Below are 13403 nucleotides of genomic sequence, written 5' to 3'. Positions count from 1 at the left end.
TGGTATTAAATGAAGTGAAGAGCCCTGAAATGTATCAGGGCTCTTCTGAAGAACATTGCGGATTAGAGGTTACAGCTGCTCCAGGTGCCGGGATCAGTCTGATGTGTACCGTTCACGCAAGAACAACGAACAGAACCGCCTTCGTGGAAGTCGGTGCAATCTCCTTCCACGTCGATGCCCAGGTCACGGATGTGGAGCATGCATTTACCTACTTTACAGTGCCCGTCGTTATGACCGCTGCCGGTACCGCCGAGTACGTTTTTCAATTGGGTTCTGGTCAGCACCTCTGTGGCGCCCAGGCTGAGGGTTGTCAATTTCAGTTTTTTCATTTTTGTGTTTTTTAACAGGGTGGATAATGTCAGGTCCGGATGCTTCCGGGCCTTTTTTACCGGGCGCATTATGCACAATGGCCCGGCTGGGGTGAATGCAGGGTCTGGAGCCGTAGTACTCCGGCAACAGCAGGCGTCCCTGGCTTTTCTGCTGGTTGCCTACACCATCAGAAAGTATTTTAGATCCTCTACGGAATATATCTCGGGGAGCTGATGTCCGTTGATGAAAAAGGTAGGTGTGAAGCTGATGCCGGTTTCGGTGCACCACTGGTGCATGGCTTCGATCTTACCATTTTGCTGCTGGAGTTCGCCGTTCATAGGATATTTGGCGGAAAACCGGTTGTAGTCCTTGTCGTTGGAAAGATACCAGTCATCCAGCCCTTGTTTTATGAGTGTTTCATCGTTCCGGGAGGCTAATGCCATAAGGTGCCGGACGGGAGTGGCGCCCCGGTCTCCTTCTTTGTTGCTGGCGGTAAAAATGATCTGCACCTGTACATCCGGGTTGTTTTCCAGTAAGGCTTCCATGGGAGTATGTGCCCTGGAGCAGGGGCCGCAATAAGGATTACAAACCTTGATGATTTTATGCACAGCCGATGGCTTGCCCAGCGTAATACCCAGGCCTTCAGGTACTGTGGTAACCTCTTTTTGCCTGGCCAGTAGCGAATCGAATATCTGAGGATTGTGTTTCAGCTGTTGCAGCCTGTTGTAATTCAACCGGCTTTCCTTTGCTTTTTGGAAAACGGGGATGAGCGTATGGGTTAAAGCGAATGGGATACCGTAAGCGGCGAGCACTGCCGGCAACCACCCGGCTGCTACTGTTACCACGGTAATCTGGCTGGCCCATCCGGCAGACAATACCGTAGCCAATTGAAGGAGCAGCAGGGCCTGTACGCTCAGGCATAAGGCACACCATTGCCTGGCAACGCGCCATTGGTAGTAAACAGAGAAAAAGACATAAGGTACAGCGGCCAGGTTGAGGAAGGCAAGCGTAACGTGTACAACAGGGTTAGTGATGCCGGCAAATACCAGCAGGAAAACGCTACCCGTGAAATAAGTGAAGCCGATGGTGCTCCAGCTTATCCCCGCTATCTTCGAAGCGCCCGATTGCAATATGGCCCCACAGGAAACATGCTTGCCGCTTCCGCATATCTGCTGTAAAGCCGGATTGTAACTGTCCAGCTCATACCATAACAACAGGCAGCCGATAGCAGTGCCGGTCAGGCAAAGCAATGCATAAATGAGTGATGGTATTACAGCGGTGCCGGCCTGCATCCATCCGGCTATGCCTGCGGCCAGCAGTGCCAGGGGAAGTAACAGGGCTGCCAGTGTCCATTGCAGCGACTTTCGCTTTTCAGCCTTCCTGTTTTTTTGATAATCTTTCTCACCGGCATTTTCGTCCGCTTCCGCGAGCAGGGCCAGGCCTGTACACCGCTTCTTAAATTCACCTGCAGGTGTATGCAGCCATTTCAGTAACTCGGTATCGTAGTAGTATACGGTTCCCGCATCGGCCCTGCGGACTACCGTAAAGTATAGATCCGGGCCGGAAGCCCCCCTGAGCTGAGTAATGAATGGTAGCGGAAGTTGCAGCAACTTTTCCGTCTCAAAACGGGCGGTCAGGTTATCCACACCAAATTGCCGGAGGCAATCACTGATGCTCAGCAGGCTGTTCTGGTCCGGATGCTCATCCAGCATTTTAGTGGTAGTACTGCGGGTAACCGGTATGTTCAATTCCGCCAGTAATATCCTCGTAACAGTCAGGACGTTGTTTTCCGGTGTCGTCAATAGTTGAATGAATTTCTTCACCTTGATCTGATTAGGTTTCTGAAGTCTGATAATGGAAATCCGGGCAATAGGTTTCCCTTATGCGCAGTACGGTCGGAGACCGGCGTGGCATGGCACAGGGAAATATGGATAACTGATCAGTTATCTGCAAAACTGGCTCTACTGCCAGTATCGGGAATGAAAAAGTTTGCTGATTTGTACGGGCATAATAAATCGGGAATAGTTAACAAAATCGGGCTGCTTTATTATCGGGTTTCCATTCACAACATTCGGTAATCAAGGGCAATACAGGGTCTCATACAAGTTGTGCCGGATATTTCAAAACACATAAGGCCATATGCGTTTGAAACGAAATTAGGGGTTTGGTTATAACTAAATAAGTGCTTTATTGACATTAACATGTGCTTTTTTGATGCAGCAGTTTCGAAACAAAGTATCCGCTGCAGTTATACTTCAGTGCAACAACATTGGGGATAGCATGCTTTTTGACGCGTTTATCATTCATCCAATTTTCCCATGTATGGCAAAGCAAATCCTCCACCGCACCGTACCCGTAAATGGCACCGGTATCTTCTACCGCGAGGCAGGAGATCCCCGCAACCCGGCCTTACTTCTGTTGCATGGTTTCCCTTCTTCTTCTGCCATGTTTAAGAATCTGATGACCGTTCTGTCTGATAAATACCATCTCATTGCACCGGATTATCCCGGCTTCGGATTCAGTGCTTTCCCCGAAGTGTTTGACTATACTTTCAAAGGAGTTTCCGAATGCATGAATGCTTTTACAGATGCCATCGGACTGAAGCGTTTTTTCATTTACCTGCACGATTACGGCAGCCCGATAGGTATGCGTATCTGCATTCACCACCCAGAAAAGATTGAAGGGATCATTGTGCAGAACGGGAATTCGTATGATGAAGGCAATGGCCCCGGATGGGATGAAACCATTGCATACTGGAAAAACCCAACGCCGGAAAAGAAAGATAAAGTTTACGCATTCCTCAGTGAATCAGGTACCCGGGAACAGTATTACCTCGGCCTGCCGGAGGAATATCATCCACACATCAGCCCCGAATTGTGGATGCTCGACTGGGAACGCATGCAACGGCCGGGGAATCTGGACATGCAGTATGTCCTGAATTGTGATTATCTCAGTAATTTCTCCATGTTCCCCCTGTTCCAGGAGTACTTCCGCACACATTTGCCTCCCGCATTGGTTATTTGGGGAAAATATGACCCGTATTTCAGTGTAGATGAGGCTCCCTGCTACAAACGCGACCTTCCGGAAGCACAAATCCACATACTTGACGGCAGCCATATGCTGCTGGAATCCCACTTTGATGAGATGCATCAGCTCATTACAGGTTTCCTGGAACAAAAAAAGCCCGGGAATTAAATCCCGGGCCTTCTTTATTGTTTAGTTTCTTGGGTTATCTGGTGCAATCTGCCGACCAGTTTCTGCCATTACGGGCGAAGCCGATCACAAGCCGGTCTTTCGTAATAGTGATAAGTCCTGTACCATCACTGCCTATGCTGGTCATTGTATTAGCGTCTTTTTTCTCGAACTGCACACCGGTAAGGTCCGGAATACCTTCAGAAAAACGGAAGTCGTAGCGGGAGCCAACTTTTGTCACGAACACATTGCCATTGGCAGCTACGGTACGGTCGGCATCTCTGTATCCGATACTTCCTTTAAATGTACCGGCGAAAACATCTACGTCAGCGGGGTCGGTGTCTTTACTGCAGGAGCTCATCACAAAGGCGGAAAACAGCAGTACTGCTAAAGATTTAAGCATAAGTCTCATAAAGAATCGGTTTAAGTCAATAAAGTATGTCTCTGCCCTTAAATTGCAATTCCCATACCAAAGCCGTTTACCGGGGCCGGAAACAACAATGGGGTAGGGGCGCCACGGCCTGTGGAAATAAAAAGAACCCGCGACAGGCGCGGGTTCAGGGCAATGGATGATGGGGGTTGTTTATATTTCTTCCGAGCGCTTAGCCCGTGCATCACGCGTATTTTTCTGCACTGCAATCGCACCGAACATGGCCAGTACGAACGACATGGCGTAGAAGCCTTTTTCACTCTTCGTCAGTTCCGCATTCCACAATCCGATGGTGAGCAGCAGTACCGTTAAAATCGTACAGAACCACGACAGGCCGTAATACAATCCTGTAACCGGGATGCCTTCCATCTGGTCGCGCACGGATTTCTGCACCGATACTGCGGCGAACAGGCCGAACATCAGCACGGTGAAATAATAACCTTTCTCGTTGAGTTGCATCGGGGCGTTCCATAACCCGATGTTGTAAGCGATGGCACCGGCGAAAAGTGCGATCCAGGAAGCAGCTACAAAGGCGGTAGAGGGTTGTTGATGTTTTACAGTTTCCATACAGGTATCATTGTTTAATGACACCAAGGTATATCGCCCCGGAGGAGTTTCTTTTGACATCCGTCAAAAACCGTCAGCAGGATTGTTAAATACGCCCGCGTACCCGGCTCAGCGTTTCCTGGGAGATGCCGAGGTAAGATGCTACATAGCCTAAAGGGGCGCGTTCAAGTATGTGGGGAGATTGTTCCAGCAATTGCTCATACCGCTCTGCCGCCGTCCTGAACTGGGCATTCACATACCGTTCCTCCAGCCGCAGGTAATACTTCTCATACGCGATCCGCACGAGCCGCTCCAGTTCATGATGCTCATCCAGCAACTTCAGCAATGCCTCCCGCGATATAGACCACAGCACGGAACCTTCTATCAGCTGAATGTTCTCTACCGAAGGCTGGCCTGTTGTGAAACTGTGGAAAGAGGTTACAAAGTCCTGCTCGAAACCGAACCAGTGCGTGATTTCCTTCCCCTCGAGATGGTAATAGCCCCGAAGGCATCCCTTTTCCAGAAAATACAAGTTCCGGCATACCTGCCCCTGCGTAATGAGCATATCGTTTTTAGCATGCACCGTTTCCGTTACACAGGCCTGAATAGCTTCCCGCGCTGTGGTGCTGAGGTGGTGGAAGTTGGCAAGATGGGCGAGCAATTGTTGCATCCCCCAAAATTACGGTGCCGCCTATCTTTTTCCAAAGAAGAAACTTTACCCCGTTCCCTTTGATAACTTCACATTCCGCCATACCTTGCAGCTGCAAAAATTCCTGATTACCTCCTGCACATATCCGCAGGATAGCGCCATGCTTATTATATGTAATGCAAAAACTCTATATGTACCCGTGCTTTGCCGGTATAGAAAAAGCTTTTGATTAATTGGATTTCATGTCTTAACTTATGTACAGTCTGTTCCGGCAGATTGTCTGTTATACTCAATAATCGGAGCACCCCGCGCAGAGAGCCTCAGGAGCTGTTGGCATATCAACCAGATTGTAATTTTTATTAATCATGTACACACATGCATATGATCGATTCCTATACGTTAGCCCGGATATGGCGTAAGCTGTCTCCGGTTGTCCTGCTTTTGCTATTAACCGTAATCGCACACCCTGCTGAAGCATCGCCACCCCCTTATTACCAGGATAGTGTTCCCCAGGCGAGGGGCCGCGTAATGGATGCGGAAGAGAATGTTCCGCTCCCCGGCGTTACCGTCGAGAACCTGGTAAGCCGGAAAGGCACCCAAACCAACAGTGATGGTTTTTATGCCCTGGCTGCCCGTAGTGGCGACAGCCTCCGGTTCTCCTACCTGGGTAAACGCTCCATCGTACGCACCTACCGCGGCCAGCCGCTGAACGTTACCCTTTCCAAAGCGGAAGGGCAGCTGTCGGAAGTAGTGGTTACCGGCTTCCAGGACCTGGATAAACGCAGGTTTGCCGGTGCTGCCACCACCCTGAAAGCGGATGATGTGAAGATTGATGGCGTGGCCGACCTCAGCCGTATGCTCGAAGGCCGGGCCGCAGGCGTCACCATTCAGAACGTATCCAGCACCTTCGGCTCTGCACCCAAACTCAGAATCCGCGGCGCCACCTCCATTAACGGGGATAACAAACCGCTCTGGGTGGTAGACGGGGTAGTGCTGGAAGATGTAATCAACATCTCCAACGACCAACTTTCCTCCGGGGATCCCACCACGCTGCTGGGCTCCGCCGTTGCCGGACTTAACCCTAACGATATTGAGAGCTTCGCCATTCTGAAGGATGCCGCCGCTACAGCCCTCTATGGCGCCCGCGCCATGAACGGGGTAGTGGTGATAACTACCAAGAAAGGCCGCATCGGTAAACCCGTAGTCAATTACACCGGTAACTTCAGTACCCAGCTGGTACCGTCTTACGGAGAGTACAATATCATGAACTCGGGAGACCAGATGTCTGTTATGGGAGAACTGGAAAGAAAAGGGCTGCTGAATGTAGGCATGCTCAACCAGTCGAACTGGGGTATGTACGGCAAAATGTACCAGGGCCTGCAGGCTGATGATTTCGGCAACTTCAAAATCGAGAATACCCCTGAAGCCAAAAAGGCTTTCCTCATGCGGTATGCCAATGCCAATACCGACTGGTACGATCTCCTGTTCAAAAACAACTTCCTGCAGGAGCATTCCCTCAGCATGTCGTTCGGGACCGACCGCTCGCAGTCTTATTTCTCTACCAGTTATTACGGAGACAATGGCTGGACCATCGCCGACCGCGTGAGCCGCTATACCCTGAACTTCCGGAATAACTACCAGCTGTCGGAGAAGATCAAGGTAGGGTTCAGCACCCTCGCATCTGTACGCCAGCAGCGTGCACCGGGTTCGCTGAGGCGGCAGCCCAATGCCGTTTCCGGCCGTATGGACCGTGACTTCGACATCAACCCCTTCAATTACGCCCTCAACTCCAGCCGTGCCCTCACGGCCTACGATGAGTTTGGCGAGCGCGAATACTTCCAGCGGAACTATGCGCCGTTCAACATCCTCACCGAGCTGGAGAATAACTATATCGACATTAATGTGGCCGACATCCGGCTGCAGGGCGATTTCTCCTACCAGATCACGCCCGAACTGAAGTTCGACTTCCTCGGTGCCCTCCGGTATGTGAAATCATCCATGGAGCACCAGATCAAGGAAAGCGCCAATATGGCCAATGCCTACCGCGCGGCAGGTAACTCCACCATCCGCGACAACAATAAGTTCCTCTACCGTGATCCGGACGATCCGGAAGCGCCCCCGGTGGTAGTATTGCCCTATGGCGGCTTCTATAACCGTACGGAAGATCAGATGGTGAACTACGACATCCGTCCCAGCCTGAACTACATCAAAACCATCAATAACCTGCATTCCCTGAACCTCCTGGGCGGTATGCAGGTGAAATCGACCGACCGGCAGAATGCCAGCAATACCGGCTTCGGCTATCAGTATGGCAACGGCGGCGTACCCTTTGTGGATTACCGCATTGTGAAGCAAACCCTGGAGGCGAATTTCCCGTATTATGGTATGAGTAAGGATTATGACCGGTTTGTGGCGTTTTACGGCTCCGCAGGCTACTCCTTCCGCCAGAAATATAACCTTACGGGTACCGCCCGCTACGATGGTTCCAACAGGCTCGGCAGCACTGCCAAAGCACGCTGGCTGCCTACCTGGAGCGTAGCCGGTTCCTGGAACGTAGACGGGGAACCTTTTATGCAGAACCTCCGCTGGGTCGATTACCTGACGGTGCGCGGTTCCTATGGCCTCACAGCCAGTATGGGCCCTGCCACCAACTCGTCCATCGTGCTGCGTAATATCAACACCAACCGGCCTTTCCTCACGGAAATGGAATCTGTGATCGTGCTGTCTGAACTGGAAAACCAGGACCTCACCTGGGAGAAAGCCTATACCACCAACGGAGGCATCGATGTGGGGCTGTTCGGCAAGCGCGTGAATGTGAGTGTAGACGCTTACCTCCGCAAAAGCTTCGACCTCATCAGCCTCATCCGCACTTCCGGAATAGGCGGGCAGAGCGAAAAGGCGGCCAACTACGCCAACCTGGATGCACGCGGTATAGAAGTGCTGATCGGCGGGCATGTTATTAAGAAAGCAGACTGGGGATGGAAAACAAATTTCACCTTCGGATACAATACAACAGAAATCTCCAACGTCCGCAACCGTCCGAGGATATTCGACCTCGTTCAGGCAGAAGGCGGTGCGCTGGGCGGCTATCCGGCAAGGGGGCTGTTTTCCATTCCGTTCAACGGGCTGCATCCTGTTACCGGGAAGCCGGAGTTTATCAACGAGAAAGGCGAAGTATCGGGCGGCGTATTTCTGCAGGACTATAACGTGAGCTACCTGCGTTACGAAGGCCCGGTAGACCCCACCATTGCCGGGGGCTTCTCCAATACCTTTAACTACAAATCCCTTTCGCTGAACGTGTTCCTGACCTACCAGGCAGGTGGCATGGTGCGGTTGTACCCCGCCTTTGCTAACAGCTATACCGATCTGGACGCACTGCCGAAAGAGTTCCGCGACCGCTGGCTGATGCCGGGCGATGAGCGGGTAACCAGGGTACCGTCTATTTACGGTGCTTACGAACAATCTACCCTCAGCGGAGAATACCCTTATAATAACTACAACTACTCATCGGCCCGTGTGGCAAAAGGCGATATGGTGAGGCTGAAATCAGTATCCCTCACCTGGCAGGTAGATCCCCTGCTGCTGAAGCGCCTCGGTTTGGGCAGTGCCAGCATCTCAGGCGCCGCCATCAACCCCTGGCTGATATATGCAGATCCCAAGCTGAAAGGGCAGGATCCTGAGTTCTTCAATGCCGGTGGCGTAGCGCAGCCTGTGCAGAAACAATTTACCCTCTCCCTGAAAGTGGGCATCTAAAAAGATATAACCATGCAAAAGCACCTCACAATACTCACCGCTCTGGCACTCCTTGCAACCACAGGTTGTAAGAAGTTCCTCGAACAGCCTCCCGATAACCGGGCCAAGCTGGATACACCCGAACAGGTATCCCGCCTGCTGGGCACCGCTTACCCCAACGCCAACTACATGCAGTTTATGGAACTGGCATCCGATAACGCAGTCGACAAAGGGGCTGGCGATCAGCAAAACTCACTGGCAGATCCTTTTACCTATACCGATGTGCGCGACGAAGAGCAGGACAGCCCGGAATTTTACTGGAATGCCTGTTATAAAGCCATTGCCACAGCCAACCAGGCGCTGGAAGTGATCCGGAAAGCTTCCAACCCCGGCGCGTTTTCAGCCCAGAAAGGAGAGGCCCTCCTGGCCCGTGCCTATTCCCACTTCATGCTCGTAACCGTGTTTGCCGAGATATACGAACCTGCCACGGCAGCCTCTAAACCCGGTATACCTTATGTAACTGACCCGGAAAAAGAAGTGCTGAAGCAATACGACCGCAAAACTGTTGCGTATGTATATGAAATGATTGAGAAAGACCTGCTGGAAGGCTTGCCTCTTATCAACGAGAAGTCGTACACCGTTCCCCGTTACCATTTCAATAAAGCTGCGGCAAACGCTTTTGCTACCCGGTTTTATCTCTTTAAGGAAGATTACCAGAAGGCTGTGCAATACGCCAACCAGGTGTTTTCCGACGGGAATATTGCCGGTAAACTACGCCCCTGGAATACCCGGTACAAAACACTGACCTACCGCGAGATGTTTAATGAATATGCACAGGCTGCAGAACCAGCCAACCTGCTGCTGATAGAAACACAGTCGTGGTGGGGCCGGTACTTCATCAACAGCCGTTACGGCATGAACTCCGCGATGCGCGACGAGATATTCCGGTTTAACGTGACACTGGGCGAATGGGCGTTCTCCAACCACACCTATTCCGTTGCTACCATCAACTACCTGATACCGAAGATCAATGAGTACTTCGTACGGAATAGTGTGAATGCAGAAATCGGGACAGGATACGTGATGGTGCCGGCATTTACGACAGAAGAAGTTTTGTTCAACCGTGCAGAGGCAAACCTGTACCTGAACAATGTAAATGCGGCGATGGAGGATCTGAACATCTACGCCAGCACGCGCATCAACAATTACAATCCCGTGAATCATAAGATCGATGCGGCAAGGGTAACCTGGTATTACAGCACGAACAATGTGCGAACCGGCCTGCTGCGTACCATCCTCGATTTCAAACGGGCAGAATATGCACAGGAAGGCATGCGCTGGTTAGATATCCTGCGCTACCGTATTCCCGTGGAACATGTAACGCAGGAAGGGAAGTTATATACCCTTAGGGGCGATGATCCGCGCCGCCTGTTCCAGATCCCGCAATCAGCCGGAGAATCCGGAGTACAACCCAACCCCCGTTAATCATATTAAAGAACACGAACTAACATGCATATGAAGCATATAACGATATCTCTGCTGTTGCTCGCATTGTTTGCGGGTTGCCGGAAAGACGATAAACCGGGAAATGTGGGAGACATACCCGGCCTGGGTGGCGATACCTGGGTGCCCGGCCCCATCGACATATGGATCAAAGACAGTCTCACCAAATCACTGAACATAGCCGTTAAATACAAATGGGATCAGGGCGAACTGGCTCCTTACCAAACGCTGGTGCCCCCGCGGGAAGATAAGATCATCCCCGTACTCAGCACCATCCGCCGGGCATGGATCAAACCCTATACGGAAGAAGTAGGTGAGCTGTTCATGAAGAAATACACCCCCAAGTTCTTCGTACTTGTAGGTAGTGCTTCCTATAACATCGATGGCACCATCACCCTCGGCCAGGCCGAAGGAGGAAGAACCATTGAACTGTATGCGCTGAACGATTTCCGCGTAAGCTGGATGCCCGGCTATCAGCCAACAGATTCCCCTAACGTGAAGATGATGTTCCACACCATCCATCACGAGTTTGCGCATATCATGAACCAGACGCTCAACTACCAGGTGGAATACAAACGCATCTCCGTAGGACAGTACACTTCCAACTGGAACAACATAAGCGATGAAGAAGCTAACCGCCGCGGTTTTGTTACGGCATACTCCATGGCTGCACCGGATGAAGATTTCGTGGAAATGGTAGCCATGATGCTCATGGAAGGTAAAGATGGTTTCGACCGGCTGGTGAACAGCATCACGGAAACTGCGGAAGATGGTACCACACCAGAGCAGGCGAAGGCACGCATCCGGCAGAAACAGGCATTGGTGGTAGATTACTACCGCACCAGCTGGGGCATCAATTTCTCTAACCTCCAACTCCGCACCAGGGCCGCTCTGGTTGGGCTGATCAAATAAAACGACGACGATGAAAAGATTACTTACCTGTATCATAATAGTCTGGGCTGCCTTTGCCGGTTGCCGTAAGGAAGATGATCCTGTTTTCCCTGAATCGGCAGATGAGCGCCTCAATAAAACGCTCGCCGCATACCAGACCGCCCTCATTGGTTCCCCCAGCGGATGGAATGCCGAGCTGGTTACAAGAAACGGTATCTCCTATAAGTTCCATTTCTCTTTCAATAATGCGAACCGTGTACAGATGTATTCGGATTTCGACATAAATACGGCTACCGATCGCAAGGAAAGCAGTTACCGCCTTAAAGCACTGCAGCAGCCGGTACTCATGTTCGATACCTATTCTTATATCCATTACCTGTCAGACCCTTCAGACACGGTGGCCGGTGGCCCTGCCGGGGAAGGACTGGAGTCTGACTTCGAGTTCAGGTTCGATCAGATGGCGGGCGACAGCATCACTTTGGTAGGCCGCTTCAAGAATGCGAAGCTCGTACTGCGTAAAGCATCCGCACAGGATCTGCAGACATGGCAGAACGGTAATTGGGTGAGCGCACTCAATTTCGAGCAGGTGAATAAAAGAATCCTCACCTACTGGAAGCGCCTCACCATTGGCGGCAGACAATATGAAGTAATAATAGACCCGAGTTACCGCAAGGCTTCCTTCGTATGGCGCGATGGGGGAGGTATTGCACGTTCCCATGTAACAGAGTTCTTCTATACAGCAACAGGGCTCACATTCGTGAAGCCGCTGGTAGACGGGGCCAATAACATTACAAGCCTTTCCGCTTTTACCTGGAACAATAATGCTTCCAACTTTACCATGACGGTGAATGGCAATACGGCAGGTACCATTGCCGGGGCCATTACCCCGCTGGTACCGGATGTAAATGCATCTGGCCGGTGGTGGCTGGCAGTGGCAGGTACGGGCGATTACTGGCAGTCGCGCACCGGGTTCAGAGTGAATGGGGTACAGGATGCTTTCGGACTGAGGAAGATCCCGAATTTCTACTCCATCATGTTTCAGGCAGAATGGGACGAATACCAGGGCGTACAGTTAGATCTGGCCGGTTTCCTTTACCTCGAAGGACAGGAGCTGCAACTCTATTTCGGCGCCGCTTTCGCCCCACCTATTTTTACCGCCAATGGCCGCATCATCCTGCGCTACGTAGGCTACCTCGGCGACTTGCCGGCAGATGCGGAAGTGCCCTTCAATAATACAGTGGAACTGTTTGATAACCCCGCCGGGTTCTACCTGATACAAACAGGGCCCTCCAGCTGGGATATGGTGAGTGCTTCGGATGCCAGATCATGGATTTCGTGGAACTGATAGATGAAAGTGTTATCTCTAAAATTTATCTATAACCCAAAATCTTGTTTTATGAAAAGTAGTATGCCTCGCATTTTATACCTTTTCTTCGCCTTTGCCACACTGCTGGCAGCCTGCGGTAAAGATGGCGATACTGGTCCTGCCGGCCCTGCCGGTCCTGCTGGTCCTCAGGGGCCGGGTGGTGCAGCCGGTCCGGGTGGTGCCCAGGGCCCTGCCGGTACAGCGAATGTGATTTACTCAGACTGGATCGATGTGGGATATGACGAGGATACCACTGTAATTGCCGTTGGCGATACATTGTTCCGGTATTACAGCGGAATAGATGTACCGAAACTGACGGCGGATATCGTAAACCATGGAGACGTGAAGGTGTACGTAAATATGGGAACTGCGGCAGATCCTTATATTACGCCATTGCCGGTTGCCAACCTGGTACTCTTCGGGGTGTTTATAAATATCAACTATCACTTTTATCTGAACGTAATCGAATTCAATTCCAATATAGATGCAGGCACCGGTCTGAATTCGCAGAACCAGAAAGTATGGCAGTACCGTTATGTCCTCATTCCGGGTGGCGTAGCGGCAAGGAAAGCTTCTGGCGCGGATGTGGACTGGAACAACTACAAATCCGTACAAAAATATCTCAACCTGAAAGATTAGTCTTCAGGCACATAAAACAAAGGAAGGCTGATGCAACACATGCATCAGCCTTTTTTATGTACTGGATTATCATCCGTGCTTATGCGCTTCCGGTTCTCATGAATTGATGGTACTTTAGGGTAACGGGACGGACCATGACAGTCCAT

11 protein-coding genes are annotated in these 13403 nt (G+C 51.2%); 6 read left to right on the top strand and 5 right to left on the bottom strand.

What is annotated here, in order from left to right; genetic code table 11:
- Nucleotides 1-62: 62 nt before the first annotated feature.
- Nucleotides 63-329, bottom strand: coding sequence for a hypothetical protein (locus DEV76_RS00225; protein ID WP_157962631.1), 267 nt, complete (start codon nt 327-329; stop codon nt 63-65).
- A gap of 159 nt (nt 330-488) precedes the next feature.
- On the bottom strand, nt 489-2132 hold the full coding sequence (locus DEV76_RS00220) for a vitamin K epoxide reductase family protein (RefSeq protein WP_157962630.1): 1644 nt from the start codon (nt 2130-2132) through the stop codon (nt 489-491).
- A gap of 499 nt (nt 2133-2631) precedes the next feature.
- On the opposite strand from DEV76_RS00220, the gene DEV76_RS00210 reads away from it, so the two are divergent.
- On the top strand, nt 2632-3504 hold the full coding sequence (locus DEV76_RS00210) for an alpha/beta fold hydrolase (RefSeq protein ID WP_157962629.1): 873 nt from the start codon (nt 2632-2634) through the stop codon (nt 3502-3504).
- A 34-nt stretch (nt 3505-3538) separates the two neighbouring features.
- Here the strand turns inward: DEV76_RS00210 and DEV76_RS00205 are convergent, their stop codons facing one another.
- The 3 genes from DEV76_RS00205 to DEV76_RS00195 form a co-directional block, all read right to left on the bottom strand.
- Nucleotides 3539-3913 (bottom strand): hypothetical protein, encoded by a 375-nt coding sequence (locus DEV76_RS00205; RefSeq protein ID WP_109693920.1) that lies wholly within the window; start codon nt 3911-3913, stop codon nt 3539-3541.
- A gap of 171 nt (nt 3914-4084) precedes the next feature.
- Nucleotides 4085-4498: an inner membrane protein YiaA gene (gene yiaA / locus DEV76_RS00200; protein ID WP_109693918.1), complete on the bottom strand. Its 414-nt coding sequence runs from the start codon at nt 4496-4498 to the stop codon at nt 4085-4087.
- A gap of 85 nt (nt 4499-4583) precedes the next feature.
- Nucleotides 4584-5147, bottom strand: a complete 564-nt coding sequence (locus DEV76_RS00195) for a Crp/Fnr family transcriptional regulator (protein WP_198651891.1) — start codon at nt 5145-5147, stop codon at nt 4584-4586.
- Between the two features lie 354 nt (nt 5148-5501).
- Between DEV76_RS00195 and DEV76_RS00190 the strand changes: the two genes are divergently transcribed.
- The 5 genes from DEV76_RS00190 to DEV76_RS00170 are packed head-to-tail and all read left to right on the top strand — an operon-like array spanning nt 5502 to nt 13257.
- Nucleotides 5502-8879, top strand: a complete 3378-nt coding sequence (locus DEV76_RS00190; protein WP_109693916.1) for a SusC/RagA family TonB-linked outer membrane protein — start codon at nt 5502-5504, stop codon at nt 8877-8879.
- A gap of 12 nt (nt 8880-8891) precedes the next feature.
- Entirely contained in the window at nt 8892-10343 is a 1452-nt protein-coding gene (locus DEV76_RS00185; RefSeq protein ID WP_109693914.1) for a RagB/SusD family nutrient uptake outer membrane protein, read from the top strand.
- A 30-nt stretch (nt 10344-10373) separates the two neighbouring features.
- The gene (locus DEV76_RS00180) at nt 10374-11273 is read left to right on the top strand and encodes a zinc-binding metallopeptidase (RefSeq protein WP_109695305.1); all 900 of its coding nucleotides are present in this window, start codon (nt 10374-10376) and stop codon (nt 11271-11273) included.
- 10 nt (nt 11274-11283) lie between these two features.
- The gene (locus tag DEV76_RS00175; protein WP_109693912.1) at nt 11284-12597 is read left to right on the top strand and encodes a DUF4302 domain-containing protein; all 1314 of its coding nucleotides are present in this window, start codon (nt 11284-11286) and stop codon (nt 12595-12597) included.
- A gap of 51 nt (nt 12598-12648) precedes the next feature.
- Complete coding sequence (locus tag DEV76_RS00170) at nt 12649-13257, top strand: hypothetical protein (RefSeq protein ID WP_157962628.1); 609 nt, start codon at nt 12649-12651, stop codon at nt 13255-13257.
- Nucleotides 13258-13403: the final 146 nt, after the last annotated feature.

The organism is Chitinophaga deserti, assembly GCF_003149455.1.
In the GTDB taxonomy this organism is placed as follows: Bacteria; Bacteroidota; Bacteroidia; order Chitinophagales; family Chitinophagaceae; genus Chitinophaga; species Chitinophaga deserti.
The sequence above is the reverse complement of the archived record's forward strand: the minus strand, read 5'-3'. Positions and strand labels throughout refer to the sequence as shown.